An 18,828-nucleotide genomic window follows, 5' to 3' on the forward strand; every position below is an offset into this window, starting at 1 on the left:
CGGTCGAGACATCCCGAGCTACAGTACCTTTATGCGGTGGTGAGACATTCGTCAACATAGATCATGAAGAAGCTCATCAACGATGCGGAGACGGTCGTCGACGAGATGCTCGACGGGATGGTCGCGGCGTACCCCGACACCGTTCGCCGGTTACCTGACACACAAGTGCTGGTCCGGGACAGCGCGCCGGTCGACGACAAGGTGGCGGTCGTCAGCGGCGGCGGGAGCGGTCACGAGCCGACACACGCCGGCTATCTGGGCGAGGGAATGCTCGACGGTGCAGCGGCGGGAGAAGTGTTCACCTCCCCGACAGCGGACGAACTCGAAGCGATGGTCGACGCCTGCGACAGCGGGGCGGGCGTCCTGCTGGTCATCAAAAACTACGAGGGCGACGTGATGAACTTCGAAACGGCCGGGGAGATGGTGGAGATGGAGGGGACGGAAGTCGCCGAAGTCGTGGTCGACGATGACGTGGCCGTCGAGGACTCGCTGTACACGAGCGGTCGCCGCGGCGTCTGTGGGACGATTCTCGTCCACAAGGCCGCCGGCGCGAAGGCCGCTGAAGGCGCGGACCTCGACGAGGTACAGCGCGTGGCACACAAGGTCGTTAACAATGTCGGGACGATGGGCATGGCCCTCACCTCCTGTGTCACCCCTGAAAAGGGGGAACCGACGTTCGACCTTGGCGAAGACGAAATCGAACTCGGCATCGGCATCCACGGCGAGCCGGGGGTCGAGCGGACAGAGGCGATGTCCGCCGACGAGATTACCGAGGAACTCACCGAGGCCGTCCTCGACGACCTCGAACTGGACGCCGGCCAAGAGGTCGTCACCATCGTCAACGGGATGGGCGGGACGCCACAGATGGAACTGTTCGTCGTCAACCGTCGCCTGCAGGAACTCCTCGGTGAACGGGACATCGAGACGTGGGACGCGTGGGTGGGAGATTACATGACCTCGCTGGACATGGCAGGGTGTTCAATTACGGTCTGTGCGGTGGACGAGGAACTGAAAGCGCTGCTGGGCGCGCCAGCCGAAACACCGGCTCTGACGGTCCGATGAGCCCGGAGAGCGACGCCGCGGCCGCTGCCGTCGCGGCCGTCGAGAACGTCGCGGACAGAATCGAGACCGAACGGGAGCACCTCACCGATCTTGACTCCGCAATCGGCGACGCCGACCACGGCGGTAACATGGCCCGGGGGTGGCAGGCAGCAGCCGAAGCGGTTACCGACCTCGACAGCCCAACGGTCGAGGCGGTCGTCAAAACTGCCGGAAAGACCCTGTTGTCGGAGGTCGGTGGGGCGTCGGGGCCGCTGTACGGCGGTTCGCTCGTGTTCGCCAGTGCGGAGCTGAGCGACGGCCTCACCGCCGAATCGGCCGTCGCCTTCGCGGAGACGTACCTGGAGAAGGTGCAGGACCGCGGCGACGCGAAGGTCGGCGACAAGACGATGATCGACGCGCTCGTCCCAGCGGTTCACACGTTCAAGAAGTCCGTCGAGACGGACGACCTGCCCCCGCTCGACGCCCTCGCGAAAGCCGTCGCGGCAGCGGAGCACGGCGTCGCATTCACCGTCCCCATCCGGGCCGCAAAGGGTCGGGCGTCGTATCTGGGCTGGCGGTCAGTCGGGCATCAAGACCCGGGAGCGACAAGCACGCTGTACATCATGGAAGAGCTGCTGGCGACGGCCGCAGATCACCTCGACCAGGTAGTCCCGTCGGTCGACGCCACCTCTCCGACGATTCCCGATGGGGAGGCGACCGAGGAATAATGGTAGGACTCGTTGTCGTTTCCCATAGTTACACTGCCGCACAGGGAATCTCGGAAATAGCCGCGGAGATGGCCGGTGAGACACCCATCGAACCGGTCGGTGGCGACAGTGACGGTGGTATCGGGACGGTCCCCGACGACATCGAAGCTGCGCTTGCTGCCGCCGACGACGGCGACGGTGTCGTTGTCCTCGTGGACCTCGGTAGCGCCGTTATGAACACCGAGGTCGCCATCGAACTGAGCGAGACTGAGGCCGCGATAGCGGACGCGCCAGTGCTGGAGGGCGCAGTCAACGCGGCGGTAGCCGCCACCAGCCCGGACGCGACGCTCGGTTCCGTCCGGGAACAGGCAGAAGCGGCTCGGGATGTCGACAAGCTCTGAAAGAAGTCATGCTGGCGGTGCGTGTTGACCGACGAGAGTTCCGGCAAGCACACACCTGACAGCCGTCGACCGAAGGCCCAGCGATGAAACGCAGGCTGTCGTGCTCCTGTTAGATTTCGTCCAGCGATTCGAACCCACTCCAGCACTCGCAATCGAGGTCGTCGATGGACGTGACTTCGTCCGGAAGCGAACTTATCGGCATCCCATCGTCGAACTCGTCACACTCCTCGATGTGGATAGAAAAGTCGCTACTCGACATGATTGGCATAGTCAATACTACCGCCTAGCACTGCAAAAATCCTCGGAATCGAGACGCACTGGCACACAGTACGAACTGATTACACAGCGAGAGCCGAGACGGATGCCGCTCGTATTAGAACATGGTCGTTACCCGGTATCGTCTGTCTAGAGAACGCTTATTTGTTGATGCCTTTATGGTTCCTGATACGATACAGTACGCAATGAACTCCGGGAGTGGGACAGTGGACCAACCTCTGAAAGAGGCGTCGTCCGTATTGGTGCTGGCACGCGATTCGAGCGACGCCGAACGAGAGGGCTGTGCAGGATTCCTGGCTGAGCAAGGGGCCAGTGAGTCGAAAGCAATCTGTGTCACAGTGACTGAGTCCCCCGATTCCCGCCTCTCGCTGTGGCAACAGCACCTCGACGACGAGATGCCCGAGGAGGCGATCATCGTCGACGCCGGCAGCGAGTTACCGGCGAACTCACAGGCAGCGGCCTCTGGCGCATTTCCCTCATTGACGCTCGATACCCTCCCCGGGACAGTGGCCCCGATAGATATCGGCGCGACCGTCTCCCGACATCTCGGTCGACTGAAACAGTCGGATGCGCCGCTACTGCTCTGTCTCCATTCAATAACTGGACTGCTCGAGTCCTGGGAGCGTGACCGCGTCATCGCGCTGGTGACCGCATTGAACCGCCAGTGTGCCGAGATGAACGTCTCAAGCCACCACCACATGGACCCGGAGGCTCATACGGAAGAGACAGTTGAGATGTTTCGGCCGCTGTATGATGTCGTCTACGAGTATCTCCCGGGCCACGGCTGGACCGTCACGGCGTCGAAAGACGCAGAGGAGTCGCCGACGTTTCGGAATACCGTCACCCCACCCGGCGGCGTCAAGAAGGGCGACCCGGAGGAACCCGAAACGATTCCGATACCGTACTCGTTTGATCAGGTGCTGGAGCTGATCTCCGCCCCGCGGCGACGGAGTCTCCTGTATCACCTGAAAGACCGGTCTGAAACCGAGATCCCACTTGACGACCTCGTCGACCGCGTCTACGAGCGCGAAAAGGCGATTCCAGCCAGGGAGACGCCAAAATCGCGCGACGAAGTGGGCGTATCGCTGGCACACAACCACCTGCCGCGGCTGGACGATCTCGGGATTCTCTCATACGAGACGGCGGCCAACACTGTCGAGTACTATCACAATCCCGCGCTGGAGTCGGTCATCCGGTACGTCGAACGCCTCGAACTCGGTTAGTCCCGGCCTGGACCCACTCATTTATGTCACCGCTCCCGACATAGCCCGACATGGATGAAACCCCGCTCCCGGAAGTGACAGCGCAGTTCGCCCGGACACTGGCACCGGCCAGCGATGCAGTCATCGAGGAGATGGACGCCAAAGCCGACCGGGAAGGATTCCCGACGGTCGGCCCCGCAGTCGGCGGGTGGCTCCGCCTCGTCGCCCGGATGGTCGACGCCGACCGCGTCTTCGAGTTCGGCTCCGGCTTCGGCTACTCGGCCTACTGGATGGCTCCAGCCGTGCCCGACAGTGGGCAGATCGTTCTGACGGAGATTGACGCCGACGAACTCGAAGACGCCCGTGAGTTCCTCGACCGCGGCGGGTTCAGCGACCGGGCAGCCTTCGAGCACGGGGACGCAATCGAAATTGTCGAGGGGTACGACGGCCCGTTCGACGTTGTGCTCATCGACAACGAGAAACACCGATATACAGAGGCCTTCGAGGCTGTCCGGGAGAAAGTGCCGGTCGGCGGGGCCGTAGTCGCCGATAACATGATCGAGGCCGGGCCGCTGGAGTTCGAGGCAGTCCGGGCACTGCTGGACGGCGATGACATCGATGCGAACGAAACGAGTCGCGGTATCGCCGCGTATCTCGAATGCGTCGGCGACGACCCGGAGTTCGAGACAGGGCTGTTGCCGCTAGGCGAGGGCGTTGCCGTGAGCGTCCGTATGGAGTGAGCGGCACAGGACCAACACGCTCTGATTCTCGCCGACGAAAATGCGGGTGCATAGCTTATGTATGAGGCCACACAACTCAGCGGCAACGCTGGTCCTAACGAATGAGTCTGATGATAGATATTCGGAAGCTCGGGTTGTTCAATCAGATGGCTAAAGAGGGCGGCAACACCGTTGCGAACCACCTCAGCCAGATGACAGGGATGGAGACGGAGATGGAGATCACGAAGATCAACTTCATCGATATCCCGGATATCAAAACACACGTCGGCGACGAGAAGCAGATCGGTATCAGTATCGAAATGGTCGAAAAGCCCCATGGGCATATCCTGTTCCTGTTCAACGCCGCCAGTGCGAAGGACCTCGCTACTGGGATGATCGGCGATATGGGTGAGACAGACCCCAACGCGAGCGGTTTCACCGATATGGAGCGATCAGCGATTCAGGAAATCGGCAACATAATGACCAGCGGCTTCATCGACGGCTGGGCGAACGTGCTCGATACCACCATCGACATCTCCACGCCGAACTTCACGTTCGGCCCGGGGAGTGGAATGGTGGACCAGCTCGTCGGCGATCGGGACAACGAGATGGCGCTGATGTTCGACTCCCGCGTCCACGCACTGGAGTCCGATATCAACGTAAAGGTGTACACGTTTCCGGAACTCGAAGAACTGGTCGACCTGATGCAGGAAATCGAAGTGTAAGCAGGCCGTAATGATGGAGACGGCGGGCGCGACGGATGAACTCCTTGTCCTTCATAAAAGATTTAGCAGTGTTTCTTGTATCGTGGGCCCTTGCGTCATGATATGCCAGGAGGTAGCCCACAAACTCTCCGACCGTTCCTGTGGCGTGCAGAAACACTATATCCGGACACAGAGGTCGTCTCTCGTACCCACGAGGGCATCGTCCGTCACGACTACGCCGAATATGCCGAGCGGACGGCGCAGTTAGCGAACGCAATCGAGGCAGCCGGCTATGGCGACGGCGAACGACTCGGGACGTTCTGCTGGAACCACAGCCGTCACTTCGAGACGTACTTCGGGGTGCCGGGGACCGGTGCGCAGCTACACACGATCAACCCGCTCCTGCCCGACAAACACATCCAGTATATCGTCAGCGATGCACAGGACGAACTCATCTTCGTCGACGAATCGCTCCTGCCGAAACTCGAGGGTGCCGCCGCCGATGATCCCGACTCCTTCGAAACGGTTGAGCAGTTCGTCGTGATGAGTGAGTCCGTCCCGGACACTGACCTCGATGCCGTTGCCTACGAGTCGTTCATCGCCGACCAGCCGACGGAGTACGACTGGCCCGAACTGGAGGAGGAGCGTCCTGCCGGCCTTTGTTACACATCCGGCACGACCGGGCGGCCGAAAGGCGTTGAGTACACCCAGCAGATGCTGTGGAGCCACACGATGGCGATTCAGTCGCCACAGGGGATTCCGCTCGACGACGACGACGTCGTGATGCCGGTCGTCCCGATGTTCCACGTCAACGCGTGGGGCCTCCCGTTTTCGGCAACTGCTGGCGGGGCCAAGCACGTCTACCCCGGGCCACAGCCGGAGCCGGCGGACCTCGCAAAGCTCATCGAGGAAGAGGATGTCACCGTCACGGCTGGTGTCCCGACTGTCTGGCTGGGGCTGATGGAGTACATCAAAGAGAACGATGTCGACCTCTCATCGCTTGAGCGGCTCATTGTCGGCGGAAGCGCCGCGCCGGAAGCAATGATTCGGTTCTTCGACGACCATGACGTGGAACTGGTCCACGCCTGGGGGATGACCGAGACGGCTCCGGTGGGTGCGGTAGCGTCCCTGCGGAGTGACTTGGCGGACGCTGACTACCAGACGCAGCTAGATAAGCGGGCAAAGCAGGGGCTCGTCACGCCCGGGCTGGAGTTCCGTGTCATCGACGACGACGGCAACGAGGTCCCGCACAACGGCGAGGACTTCGGCGAACTCCACATCCGCGGCCCGTGGGTGACCACGGAGTACTTCAAGCGGCCGGAGGCAAACGAACAGGAGTTCGAGGACGGCTATCTGAAGACCGGCGACGTGGTGTCCGTCGACGAGGACGGCTACATCAAAATTGTCGACCGGGCGAAAGACGTCATCAAGAGCGGCGGGGAATGGATCTCCTCGCTCGAACTAGAGAACGAACTGATAGCCCACGACGACGTGAACGAAGCCGCAGTCATCGGTGTCCCACACGAGCGCTGGCAGGAGCGCCCCCTCGCGATGATCGTTCCGACGGCCGACGCCGACGAGGAGACGCTCGGTGACGAACTCCGGGCGCACATCCTCGACTCCTACCCCAAGTGGTGGGTCCCGGACAACTTCATCACCATCGACGAGGTGCCAAAGACAGCAACCGGGAAGTTCGACAAGAAGTCGCTCCGTGACGAGTACGCCGACGAATCGCTCGTTGAGGGCCGCGTCCCCGACGATGCCGCACCTGAGTGAGAGAGTACGGTACAGTTACTGGACGCCTGCGACGAGATCCCGAACTTCGGTCCGGTAGGTGGCTGGCTGGAGGCCGAGGTCGACGTCGACTGAGACCGTGATGCCGTCGCTCAGGTCGGTTTCGACGGTCTGTGCGAAGTTCTGCGCCGGGTACGCACCCCCGGAGATGATGACAAAATCACCGTGGTGCCAGACGGCGAACATCGCCGAGATGTCGATGTTGCTGGCCGGTATCTCGACCGCCTCATTTTCCGTCACCGCAAAAGAGATTCCCTCGAACGGGTACACAGCGGACAGTTCGACCGTTTCGGCCGTCTCACCGGTGGCGATATCGATTGTTCCCTCGCCGGATTGCTCGATGTCTGTCAGCCCCTGCGCTTCCATCTGTTGTTCGAAACTGTCGCGAGCGTTTGTTCTGACTTCCGAAAGTAGTTCCTCGCGGCCCGCGCCAGCCGGGAGATTGTCGAGGTTCGGGCTGAAATCCACTCGCGTGGCGAAAAACACGGAGAGCGCAGTCTGGACCTGGTCGAGGGTACGGCTGGCGACGCGCTCCTGTAGCTGTTCGTCGACATACTGGACCGTGCTGGAGACGGCCTCGACCGAAACCGGACCGTAGCTTCGGTCGAACACTGTGTCCGAGGACTGGTCCGTTCGCGTCCAGCCACCGTCTTTCAGTTGTGCTGTCGGAACGTTCGGTGGCGGTGCCTCGGCTGCAGCCAGAAACGAACACCCCGCAAGCCCGGCGGTTCCGAGGGTTGCTCCGGCGAGCAGGTAGTCTCGACGATTCATGTTCGAGGAAGGCCACAGCCATGCAAAAGCGTGCTGGCCGATTATCAGGAGTTTCCAGAAAACAACTACGACGGTGTTTGGCAGAGTTCCACGGAGTATATGAGTACACAAACCATGATATTTGCCATGGACCTACTATCCGAGAAACTCGTTCCGGAGCACGCACACGAGGTCAAGGAAGAGGCTCGGGAGTTCGCCACGGAGCACATCGAACCAGTTGCAGGGGAATACTACGCGTCCGGAGAGTACCCCTGGGAAGTGCTCGAAGCGGCGACGGAGGCCGGACTCGTCGCTCAAGATATCGGCGAAGAGTGGGGTGGGAGCGGCTACGACCTCCAGCAGATGCTTGCGATGGCGGAGGAACTGTACAAAGCCGACGCAGGGATCGCGCTGACGATTCAGCTCGCTAGCTTCGGCGCAGAGATTGTCGAAGACCACGGCGCGGACTGGCAGAAAGAAGAGTTCCTCAAGCCCGTCGCCGGCGGTGACCAGCTTACTGGCCTCGCTGTCTCCGAGCCGGAGACGGGGAGCGACCTCGCCGGGATGACGACGGCCGCCGAGAAGGATGGCGACGAGTGGGTGATCAACGGCGAAAAGTACTGGATCGGCAACGGGGTCGAGGCGGACTGGGTGACGCTGTACGCCAAGACCGGCGACGACCCGAACGACCGCTATGGGAACTACTCGATGTTTATTGTCCCGACGGATGCCGACGGCTACCACGCCGAACACATCCCCGAGAAGATGGGCTTCCGGGCGTCCAAGCAGGCCCACATCGTGCTTGACGACTGCCGGATTCCGGAAGAGAACCTGATCGGCGTCGAAGGGGCTGGCTTCTATATGCTTGCCGAATTCTTCAATCACGGTCGCGTTGTCGTCGGCGGCCACGGCATCGGTCTCGCTGCGGCGGCCATCGAAGAAGCCTGGGAGTTCGTCCACGACCGCGAGGCCTTCGGCAAAACCGTCGACGAGTTCCAGGCTGTCCAGCACAAACTGGCCGATATGCAACTCGGCCTCCAGTCCGCCCGAGCCCTCACCTGGCACGCGGCCGAGCGCGTCGCCAATCAGGAGAACGCCGGCTACTGGGCCGCGCTGGCAAAGACCAAGGCGACCGAGGCTGCGATGGACTGTGCGGAGAAGGGGATGCAACTCCACGGCGGCCGGTCCGTGCTAACGGAGAACCGGATCTCCCGCGTGTACCGCGACGTTCGGATTCCGGTCATCTACGAAGGAGCCAACGACATCCAGCGGAACCTCATCTACAACCAAGCCCCGATGTAACCGGTCGGTATCAGCCGACAGACACCGGTTGATTGATTGGGTCACGGACAGCGTGTTTTTCCCGGGAACACCACCCTTCGAGTGTTCTTTGGGGAATCTGACTGGCCAGCTGTCGCTACGACGGCAGTTCACCCCTGACAGTCTCCACAGCCCGAATGTACCAACTAGACTGGTCAGTACGCTACTGTACGCGGTCTGTGTGGGTCATACTGAGCTGGTACACCACCCTACAAGTGTTCTGACATCACCACCCAGCTGACCCGACACCACTATACAAGTGTTCTATCACCACCCTGCGAGTGTTTTTAGTTCGGTTGCAACCGGACTAGAACAGTGAACACGCGTTCACACACCACCCTGCAAGTGTTCACACGGCGGTGTACAGACATCTGAAATTCCCGAAGACACCACGCTGCAAGTGTTTTATTGCGTTGTTCGGAGTCTCAACGCGTCCCCTCACACCACCGTGCAAGTGTTTCACGTACTAAGCGAGAAGACTGTATCGGAACACCACCCTGCAAGTGTTTCAAAAAGACCGTTTTGGGCGGTTTTGCCGTCGGATCGAGGGTTCACACCACCCTGCAAGTGTTTTCGAAACGGAATACCGTGGGGCTGTGGTAGCGAAAGAGGACACACCGGTCTGCAAGTGTTCTACACACCGCAACGGGGACCAGATGCCTGCATAGTCGCATCCAGCTTATTATTGATTGTGGGTACACACACCACCGTGCAACTGTTCTTGTCGTCACGATATGGAGACTGCCGCTGAACACACACACACCACCGTGCAAGTGTTCTGCCGCGTGAGCCGGAAGGGGTGTGCAAAAACGTGGGCTACGTGAACTGCCAGAGGTTCTGTTGCTCATCGTCAGTGGTGTCCGGTGCCTCGAATTCAGTCGCCTCGTCTTCCAGATAGTGTTCGAGAATTCCGTTGACGTTACTCGGTACGGCATCACTGTAGGATGACTGGAGGGCGGCGTTGATGATATCGGTCGGGTCGTCGGTGACTTCGTAGATGTACTTGCGCCCGCCCTTGCGACCAAGGTTGCGCTCGGCTGAGCGGACCAGCCCCTGCATCGAAAGCTGGTCAAGGAACTCGTAGATTTTCCGCTCAGACTTCACACGGCGGCCGCTCGACTCCGCGATAGAGGAGTAGAGGTTGTAGATCCGTTTCGTCGACGCTTCGTGTTTTGGTTCGATAAGTGCAAGCGTCGTCGCGAGATACGTTAGCGCCTGCTGTGAACTCAGGTCGTGCTCGAAGTAATCCAGCAGTTCGTCAGTCTCGATGGTGTCTGTCGCCCGCCGTGTATGGGCTTCCGTCACACCGTCTGCGCCTTCCATCCGCGCATACTCCCCGGCTTTTTCCAGAATTCGAAGCCCCTGTCGAACGTCGCCCCGTTCCTGTGCCGAGAAGGCCGCCGCAAGCGGGACGACATCTTCGCCGAGTACGTCTTCCCGGAACGCGATGTTGGCGTAGTAGCCCAGAATGTCGCGAAGTTCGGTCGCGTCGTACGGGCCAAACTTGATCTCTCGCTCGCCCAGCGTCGATTTTACCTTGGGTTCCAGCACGTCGACGAACTTGAGGTCGTTCGAGATACCGATGAGTCCGACCTTCGCATCGGTGATCGGCGTGTTCTCGTTCGCTTCAGCCCGTGGCAGTTCGTAGAGGAAATCGTTCCGCGCGTCCGCTGGGATGTTGTCAATCTCGTCCAGAATGATGAGGACGTTCCCACCAACAGCTTCAATCTCTTCGTAGAGAAATTCGAAGACGCTGTCAGTGCTGTAACCGCTCTCCGGGAGTTGGTTCTCAGGATCCCGGAACTCGTTGACGAGCGTGTTCACCAGTGCATACGCTGACCGGTAGTTCCGGCAGTTTATCGGCCCGACAACGGTGAGCGGGATGTCCTCGGCCTCGGCCTTCTCCTCGAGTTTGTCCCGTACCCACTTCGTAACCGCCGTCTTTCCGACTCCTGTTGGGCCGTAGACGAAGACGTTGTTGGGGTCGTGGCCGACAATGACATCCTGAAGCGCGTTGATGTAGAACTCGATCTCCTCGTCGCGGTGAAATATCGTATCCGGCGTGAACGTGTCTTTTTTCAGCGGTTGCTTTCGTTCGAAGATTGCATCAGTCCCATCGAACGGGTTCTCGTTCACGTCGACCATGTATGCCACCTTTCGAGTGACTCTATATAAAACCAGTGACCACCGTTCAAGTGTTTCAAGTGTTCCTACGTCGAACAGTCACACACCACCCTGCAAGTGTTTCTCCACTCCATCTCGAAAACAGGCACGAACGGTCCGCTACGTCGAGAGCTGAGCTAACACACTTGAGTCCTGCGATTCTTGCTTCATCAATTCAGAGTAGATATAGAACTAGAATATAATTCTTATATCTTGTTGTACATGCAATTTATACTGGTACATGTTGAATAGCGTGTTCTACAGATTTCCCACCAATAAGCCTCTCATCGCACCTAAATCACCGCATTGAGCTACTGGCCAGATCACATAATCTCAACAGACCAGAGCAATCTTGCGTCCGCTTAAATAACAAAAAAGGGGCTCCACCCCTCCCCACCCCCACCCCTGCAAATGCCAAGAACACTTGCACGGTGGTGTGTGTGGGTCCCAATCTGTGAGCGAGATTTGGTATAAAAACGCCCCGGCGTCTGTCTGGCATACAGTTACATTCCACAGTGAACCGCAGACAGAACCGATCCTACCCACGACACGCGGCATCGTCTTTACTTTGTGACAGCCCGTAGACGCCGTATGGACGATCTCACAGTAACGTTCGTCGACCGGGGCCGCGTACAGGCTGACCGAAACTTTGTCGTCGATGGACACAGCGTTGCGACGGCCTCGAACCGCGACCCGGAACACGAGTACGAAACGTACGTCGTGTGGAACCTTGTCATCGAAACGCCCGAGTTGACCGTCCTCTGGGACACCGGCTCGCACCCGGAGGCTGGAGCCGGGTACTGGCCGACACCGCTGTATGAGGCGTTCGCGCACGTCGATGCCGCCGAGCACACTCTGCCAGCCGACCTAGAAGATGCAGGCTACAGCGTCGACGGCATCGACGCCGTCGTGATGAGCCACCTGCACCTGGACCACGCCGGCGGCCTGCACAACTTCGCGGGAACAGACGTGCCTATCTACGTCCACCGTGACGAACTCCCATTCGCGTACTACAGTGCTAACACCGACGAGGGTTCTATCGCCTACCTCGCCAGCGACTTCGACCGCGAGTTGAACTGGGAGGTCGTCCACGGCGACAGCCATCATCTCACCGACGGTGTCGAACTGCTGCACCTCCCCGGACACACGCCGGGACTCATGGGCGCGTTCATCGACCGGCCGGAACAGCCGCTGCTGGTCGTCGGCGACGAAGCGTACGTCGAGGCCAACTACGCCGGCCAGCCCATGGCGACGAGCCTCCTGTGGAACAACGGCGCGTGGAAGGAGAGCCTCGAACGGTGCCGCGACCGCCAGCGTGCCACAGGGGCCGAAGTGCTGCTCGGCCACGATCTCGCGGTGTTTGAGGACGCATCCGGGACGATGGACTGAGACACGGTTCGCGTCAAGTCAGTCCGAGACAGCGACGAGAGTTCGGCGTTCGCCGCCTTCGGTCGCTACGACCCACCGGTCATCGTGGCGCTCGACGACTGCCCACACGCCGAAAAACAAGTGTAACTCCAGTTCGAGACCGCTGACGCGTTCACCGGTCTCCTCGATACGGAACTCGCGTGCGTCGTGACATGTTTCCGCAAGGCTGCCGACGGGTCGGCCGTCGTGCGGACCGCGGTGGCCAGGTCGGGGGGAGCCGTCACTGTTCGAGGTAACCGTACGTCTCCTCCAGATAATCGATAATCCAGTCGACTGTCGACTCGTCGTACGTCCAGAAGCCGTAGAACTCGCGTGGTTCGCGCTCCTCGGCCAGCAGGGCGCACTTCTGGGTCGGGTCACCGCCGCCGTCGAACACGACGAACCACGAGTCGGCGATTTCGTCGGACCGCTCCAGATGCAGCGTAAACGTGCTGTACTCGGGCGGGTCAACGTCAGGGACGGCATAGGCATGAACGTCCACATCGGTCTCGCCCAGCCGCTCGTAGAGGTCGAGTTCGCCCTGCAGGGTCGAGAGCGTCTGGAAGCCGGCGTGGAGGGTCCCCTGGCCCACCCGCCACGCGCGGTCTTCAATTTCGCGGGACGCGGCAGTCATCCGCTGGATAGACCACGAGGTGAACATTGTCTCGTCGAGGTGGTCGAGAATCGACGCGTACGGACTGTTGTCCCGCGTGATGTACTGACGGCCTTGTTCGAGCGAGTCGGTGAACGAAGTGAGACTCGCAGCTGCGATGACCTCCTCGTCCTCGCTGAGGGTAATAAACTCGCCCGGTCGCCCGCTCTCAGTCTGCTCGGTCTGAACCTGAACGTTGCGGTCCGCGAAGCGCTCGCGCAGGTCTTCGGCCACTGTCGGCCCGGCGTTGAAGATAGTCAGCGTCTTCTGGTGGTCTTCGACGCCGGCGATGAGTTCCGTTAACGACATCCTCGACTGTACAACGGTATTCACTGTGTTAGTCGTTGCGGGAGGAGGAACGCGCATCGGTAATCACAGGCAAAAAGTGTCACAGAGATGTATAAACTGGATGAAAGGATACGCACAAACACCGACGAATCCGCATTTCGAAAACGGCAATCTGAGGTCCTGTGGCGAAAGATAACGATTAATGAGTGGTGATGTAGTGGAAAATCTTTAGTCATGGCCCCCCAACGGACTGGTACGGCACCAGAGCTGGGGCCGAGGATTTCACAATGACAGACAACGAACTAATCTGGCGAATCGCCGGTGGTTCCGGTGACGGAATCGACTCGACAAGCCAGAACTTCGCGAAGGCCTTGATGTGGTCGGGGCTGAACGTGTTCACACATCGTCATTACCCGTCGCGTATCCGCGGCGGCCACACGTACGTGGAAGTACGTGCGAAAGACGAACCGGTACAGTCCCGCGGGGACGGCTACAACTTCCTGCTGGCACTGGGTGACTCTTTCGCCCGCAACCCACAGGAAGAGGCCTACTACGGCAAAGAGGAGCTCAAACCACTGTACGAGAACTTCGACGACCTCCGAGAAGGGGGCGTGCTCCTCTACGACGAGGGACTGCTCGACGACGAGGATGTCGACGAGATCGGTCTCGAAGAGGCCGCCGAGGAGAACAACTGGCACGTCGTCCCGATGGATCTGCGCGGTATCGCCAAGGAACACGGCCGCGAGATCATGCGGAACACGGCCGGTATCGGCGCGACCGCGGCCATCCTCGACATCAGCACCGACGAGTTCGAGAAGCTCATCAAACAGAACATGAGCGGCGACATGCAGGAAGCGAACCTCAACGTCCTGCACGACGCCTACGAAGCCGCGAGTGAACTCGACGTCGACCACGACATCGAGGTCCCCGAGGGCTCTCACGACGAGGAGCAGGTCATCCTCTCGGGCTCGAACGCTATCTCTTACGGCGCAATCGACGAGGGTTGTCGCTTCATTTCGGGCTACCCCATGACGCCGTGGACCGACGTGTTCACCATCATGTCCCAACACCTGCCCGAGTTCGGCGGCATCTCCGAGCAGGTCGAGGACGAAATCGCGGCCGCCGCGCTCGCCCTCGGTGCGTCCCACGCCGGCGTGAAGGCCATGTCCGGGTCCTCCGGCGGTGGCTTCGCGCTGATGTCCGAGCCGCTCGGACTGGCGGAGATGACCGAGACGCCTATCGTGCTGGTCGAAGCGATGCGAGCCGGCCCCTCGACAGGGATGCCGACCAAGCCCGAGCAGGCGGACCTCGAACACGTCCTGTACACTTCACAGGGCGATTCGGCTCGCGTCGTGTTCGCACCGGCGAACATCCGCGAGTGTTACACCCAGACCCGCTCGGCGTTCCGCATTGCCTACGAGTACCAGATTCCGGCTATCGTCATCTACGACCAGAAGATACAGGGCGAACTCCGGAATCTCCCTGCCAGCCACTTCGACGAGGAGCCGAACGCCGACCCCGGGTCCGTCCTCACCGAGGAGGAGATTCAGGACGCCGCACACCACTCTTCCGGGAAGTTCCAGCGGTTCCTCCACGAACCCGAAGACGGTTCGAACGTCAGCCCGCGCTCCGTGCCGGGCCAGAAAGACGGCCGCTTCCTCGCGACAGGCAACGAGCACAACCCGTCGGGCCACATCAGCGAGGACCCCGAGAACCGCGTTGCCCAGATGAACCGTCGGCTCAACAAGCTCGACGACATCCGTGCTGATCTGGACGAAAACACGTCCCACCAGACCTACCACGGACCCGACGAGGCCGACTACGGCATCCTCGTGTGGGGCAGCCAGCAGGGGACCGTCTTCGAGGCTGTCGACCGGCTCAACGAGAACGGCCACTCCGTGAAGGCGCTCGGCGTCTCGGATATGGCTCCGTACCCGAAGGAGGAAGTCTCCGAGTGGCTCGAATCGGTCGACGAGGCGCTCGTCGTCGAGATGAACGCCACGGCCCAGTTCCGCGGCCTGACCCAGAAGGAACTCGGCAAGTACGGCGACAAGATGTCGAGCTTGCTCAAGTACAACGGCAACCCCTTCGAGCCCGCCGAAATCGTCGACGGGTTCGAGTCCAGCATCGACGGCGAGGAACTCGCCGCGAGCAACATGAAGTACCTACCCGCGGCAGGTGACTAACCTATGAGTGCATTCTCAGCAATCAACGAAGAACGCGAAATCGAGCGCGACGAGTTTACACCCGGCATCGAACCGCAGGCGACCTGGTGTCCGGGCTGTGGCGACTTCGGCGTCCTCAAGGCGCTCAAGCAGGCCATGCCGGAAGTCGGCAAGAATCCCGACGAGGTCGCGCTGTTTACCGGCATCGGCTGTTCGGGCAAGCTCAACAGCTACTTCAACAGCTACGGGTTCCACACCATCCACGGCCGCTCGCTGCCCGTCGCCCGGGCCGCGAAGCTCGCCAACCCCAACCTCGAAGTCATCGCGGCCGGCGGGGACGGCGACGGCTACGGTATCGGCGGGAACCACACCATCCACACGGCCCGTGAAAACCACGATATGACCTATATCGTGTTCAACAACGAGATTTTCGGGCTGACCAAGGGCCAGACATCGCCGACATCGCCGAAGGGCCACAAGTCCAAGACACAGCCCCACGGGTCGGCGAAGTCGCCGATTCGCCCCCTGTCCCAGCAGCTCAACGCCGGCGCGACCTACATCGCCCGGACTGCCGCCGTGAACCCGAACCAGGCCAAGGAAATCATCGCCGAGGCCATCGAACACGACGGCTTCGCGCACATCGACTTCCTGACCCAGTGTCCGACCTGGAACAAGGACGCGAAACACTACGTCCCGTACACGGACGTGCAGCAGTCCGATGAGTTCGACTTCGACGTCTCGGACCGCGCGGAAGCCGCGGAGATGATGCGAAAGACCGAGGAACGCCTCTACGAGGGTGAAGTGCTGACCGGACGGATGTACGTCGATGACAGTCGCCCATCCTACGGCGAGGAGAAGCGCCAGATCGGCGAGATGCCCGAGGAACCGCTCGCAGAGCGGTACTTCGACGAGGACGCGGAGTGGGAGCGGACCTACGACAACCTCCTCGAACACCACAAATAGGACTCGCTGCCGGACTGCGAATACCATCTCGAACGACGGTTTCCGGTTCGGAAGATATTTTTTCATGCACCGAAAAGATTAGTCCATGAGTGCCGAGTCTACGGAGCGTCGAATCCTGTCGGTCCTCGAAGAGGACGCACAGGCCTCGTACGCAGAAATCGCGGAGCGAGCCGACGTATCGAAACCGACAGTCCGGAAATACATCCAGAAGCTCGAAGAGGAGGGCGTCATCGTCGGGTACTCCGCCGATGTTGACCCGAAGAAGCTAGCAGGCCAGTCGATTGCCCTGGTCGGCATCGATATCGCGAGCGATTGCTACGTTGAGGCTACGCGGAACCTCAAAGAGATTCCGGAGATGGAAGAACTGTACACGTCAAGCGGTGACCACATGCTGATGGCGGAGGTCCGAGCGATGGACGGCGACTCGCTGGCGGATGTCATCGAAGACAAGATTCTCGCCCTCGACGGCGTTACCGCCGCACATCCGTCGTTTCTCCAGGAACGGCTGAAGTAACGGGTTTTTAGACGCTCCAGCGCTGACTGCACGGTATGCCTTCTCGGCTGGTGCTCGGCCTCGGGCCAACGGCCGCGGACATTCTCGACGCGATTAGCGGCGACCGCGGTGATCTGGCAGTCGTGACACAGGACGAGCACCGTGCTGAAACGCTTCGAGCGGATGGAATCGATGTCCACGAAGCCGACCAGGCCGATCCGTCTGTTCTCGCCGGTCTCGACATCCAGCCCGAAAGCGTCATCGTCGCCAGCGAGGACCCAGAACAGAACGTCAGCGCGGCGATGACCGCGCGTGACCGCTTTCCGGACGCGTTCCTCCTCGCCTACGCCGGGCACGGCGCGACAGTCGACCAGCGCGACCGACTCGACAGCGTGGCGGACCGGCTGGTCACGCCGGAGACAGTCATCACCGACTACGTCACCCAATCCGTCGGCGACGAAGGAACGCGAGCCAGACAGCTCCATCAGGTGCTCCGGGACATCGACGACCATCTCGCCGTCGTCACGCACGACAATCCCGACCCTGACGCGATTGCTAGCGCTGTCGCCCTCGGCGCGCTTGCTGAACGGGCCGACTGCGAGGTGACAATCTGTTACTACGGGGAGATTTCGCATCAGGAAAACCGGGCGTTCGTTAACCTCCTCGAATTCGACCTCCGGAACCTCGATGCTGAGTCGCCGGACGAGCTGGAAGCGTTCGACGGCTTCGCCCTCGTCGATCACTCCAGAGCCGGTGTCAACGACCAGCTCCCGCCGGAGACACCTATCGACATCGTCATCGATCACCACCCGCCGCGTGTCCCAGTCGAAGCCCGCTTCGTTGACCTCCGCAGCGGCGTCGGGGCGACGAGCACCCTGCTGGTCGACTATCTCCAGCGGTTCAACGTCGACATTCCGACACCTATCGCAACGGGCCTGCTATTCGGCATTCAGGTCGACACGAAGGACTTTCGTCGGGAAGTCGCTGCCGCGGACTTCGAGGCCGCCGCGCATCTCGTGACAAACGCTGACATGGCGACGCTCCAGCGTATCGAAGACCCGAGTGTGAGTCCGGAGACGCTGTCAGTCATCGGCCGCGCGATTTCGAACCGCGAACAGGAGGGGTCAGTGCTCCTGACCGGCGTCGGCGAGATCAGTGACCGTGACGCGCTCGCACAGGCGGCCGACAGGCTACTTGATCTGGAAGGCGTCCATGCGACAATGGTGTACGGCGTCGTCGACGGGACGATTTACGCGTCCGCTCGGGCACGCGGCGCGGATATCGACCTCGGCGAGGCGCTCCGGGACGCCTTCGGGCAGATCGGGTCCGCAGGCGGTCACGCCGATATGGCGGGCGCACAGATCGACCTCGGGATGATTACCGTCGACGACCGCGAAGAGTCGCTGGCGGAAATCGTCCGATCGATTGTCTCCGACCGGTTTCTCGACGCCATCCAGTCGCGGTCCCACCGGCTGCTCGGCCGTGTCTATGCCCGCGCCGACTATGACGTGGCCGCGTTCACGGAGTCGACGGCGCTCAGACAGGACAGCGAAGATACCCCCGCGACGGCTGAAGACGCATCTGGGGAGGCCGGCGACGAGAGCACAACGGACTGGAACTCCGATGTGATGTTTCTCGAAAACGGTGACGAAGGCGGCAATGACGAGACAGAACAGGCAGCCGACGCGGCTGAACCGACAGACGACGAGTCAGAGCAGGGGGCGGACAGCCCGGAGACACTCATCGAACCAGATGACAACGACCGGTCGTAGGCGAGCCTTTT

16 protein-coding genes are annotated in these 18,828 nt (G+C 60.9%); 13 read left to right on the plus strand and 3 right to left on the minus strand.

The features are described 5' to 3' along the window. The first annotated feature begins 63 nt into the window (after positions 1–63). The 7 genes from BVU17_08950 to BVU17_08980 all read left to right on the plus strand — a co-directional run bounded on the left by BVU17_08950 (position 64) and on the right by BVU17_08980 (position 6,826). Positions 64–1,062, plus strand: coding sequence for a dihydroxyacetone kinase subunit DhaK (locus tag BVU17_08950; protein AUG47634.1), 999 nt, complete (start codon positions 64–66; stop codon positions 1,060–1,062). Next, positions 1,059–1,769: a dihydroxyacetone kinase subunit L gene (locus tag BVU17_08955; GenBank protein ID AUG47635.1), complete on the plus strand. Its 711-nt coding sequence runs from the start codon at positions 1,059–1,061 to the stop codon at positions 1,767–1,769. Before BVU17_08950 ends, BVU17_08955 begins: the two co-directional genes overlap by 4 nt. Further along, complete coding sequence (locus BVU17_08960; protein ID AUG47636.1) at positions 1,769–2,149, plus strand: PTS mannose transporter subunit IID; 381 nt, start codon at positions 1,769–1,771, stop codon at positions 2,147–2,149. Before BVU17_08955 ends, BVU17_08960 begins: the two co-directional genes overlap by 1 nt. Positions 2,150–2,610: 461 nt before the next feature. After that, the gene (locus tag BVU17_08965; GenBank protein AUG47637.1) at positions 2,611–3,648 is read left to right on the plus strand and encodes a hypothetical protein; all 1,038 of its coding nucleotides are present in this window, start codon (positions 2,611–2,613) and stop codon (positions 3,646–3,648) included. A gap of 50 nt (positions 3,649–3,698) precedes the next feature. Then, positions 3,699–4,367, plus strand: coding sequence for a methyltransferase (locus BVU17_08970; GenBank protein ID AUG47638.1), 669 nt, complete (start codon positions 3,699–3,701; stop codon positions 4,365–4,367). Between the two features lie 101 nt (positions 4,368–4,468). Further along, positions 4,469–5,071 (plus strand): chemotaxis protein, encoded by a 603-nt coding sequence (locus BVU17_08975; protein ID AUG47639.1) that lies wholly within the window; start codon positions 4,469–4,471, stop codon positions 5,069–5,071. A 102-nt stretch (positions 5,072–5,173) separates the two neighbouring features. Next, positions 5,174–6,826, plus strand: a complete 1,653-nt coding sequence (locus BVU17_08980; protein AUG47640.1) for a fatty-acid--CoA ligase — start codon at positions 5,174–5,176, stop codon at positions 6,824–6,826. Positions 6,827–6,841: 15 nt separating this feature from the next. Here the strand turns inward: BVU17_08980 and BVU17_08985 are convergent, their stop codons facing one another. Next, positions 6,842–7,615 (minus strand): hypothetical protein, encoded by a 774-nt coding sequence (locus BVU17_08985; GenBank protein AUG47641.1) that lies wholly within the window; start codon positions 7,613–7,615, stop codon positions 6,842–6,844. A gap of 126 nt (positions 7,616–7,741) precedes the next feature. Here BVU17_08985 and BVU17_08990 point away from each other — a divergent pair, with 126 nt between their 5' ends. Beyond that, complete coding sequence (locus tag BVU17_08990; GenBank protein AUG47642.1) at positions 7,742–8,896, plus strand: acyl-CoA dehydrogenase; 1,155 nt, start codon at positions 7,742–7,744, stop codon at positions 8,894–8,896. A gap of 834 nt (positions 8,897–9,730) precedes the next feature. On the opposite strand, the gene BVU17_08995 is transcribed toward BVU17_08990, so the two are convergent. Further along, complete coding sequence (locus BVU17_08995; protein AUG47643.1) at positions 9,731–11,059, minus strand: cell division control protein Cdc6; 1,329 nt, start codon at positions 11,057–11,059, stop codon at positions 9,731–9,733. A gap of 609 nt (positions 11,060–11,668) precedes the next feature. Here BVU17_08995 and BVU17_09000 point away from each other — a divergent pair. After that, positions 11,669–12,466, plus strand: a complete 798-nt coding sequence (locus tag BVU17_09000) for an MBL fold metallo-hydrolase (GenBank protein ID AUG47644.1) — start codon at positions 11,669–11,671, stop codon at positions 12,464–12,466. Positions 12,467–12,725: 259 nt separating this feature from the next. On the opposite strand, the gene BVU17_09005 is transcribed toward BVU17_09000, so the two are convergent. Then, entirely contained in the window at positions 12,726–13,445 is a 720-nt protein-coding gene (locus BVU17_09005; protein AUG47645.1) for a histidine kinase, read from the minus strand. Between the two features lie 266 nt (positions 13,446–13,711). Between BVU17_09005 and BVU17_09010 the strand changes: the two genes are divergently transcribed. The 4 genes from BVU17_09010 (at position 13,712) to BVU17_09025 (ending at position 18,817) form a co-directional block, all read left to right on the plus strand. After that, positions 13,712–15,610, plus strand: coding sequence for a 2-ketoglutarate ferredoxin oxidoreductase subunit alpha (locus BVU17_09010; protein ID AUG47646.1), 1,899 nt, complete (start codon positions 13,712–13,714; stop codon positions 15,608–15,610). Between the two features lie 3 nt (positions 15,611–15,613). Next, a complete protein-coding gene (locus tag BVU17_09015; protein AUG47647.1) occupies positions 15,614–16,552 on the plus strand; it encodes a 2-ketoglutarate ferredoxin oxidoreductase subunit beta in 939 nt (312 codons plus the stop codon). An 85-nt stretch (positions 16,553–16,637) separates the two neighbouring features. Beyond that, entirely contained in the window at positions 16,638–17,066 is a 429-nt protein-coding gene (locus tag BVU17_09020) for an AsnC family transcriptional regulator (GenBank protein ID AUG47648.1), read from the plus strand. A 35-nt stretch (positions 17,067–17,101) separates the two neighbouring features. Next, positions 17,102–18,817 (plus strand): DHH family phosphoesterase, encoded by a 1,716-nt coding sequence (locus BVU17_09025; GenBank protein AUG47649.1) that lies wholly within the window; start codon positions 17,102–17,104, stop codon positions 18,815–18,817. Positions 18,818–18,828: the final 11 nt, after the last annotated feature.

It is taken from the genome of Haloarcula taiwanensis, from assembly GCA_002844335.1.
Classification (GTDB): domain Archaea; phylum Halobacteriota; class Halobacteria; order Halobacteriales; family Haloarculaceae; genus Haloarcula; species Haloarcula taiwanensis.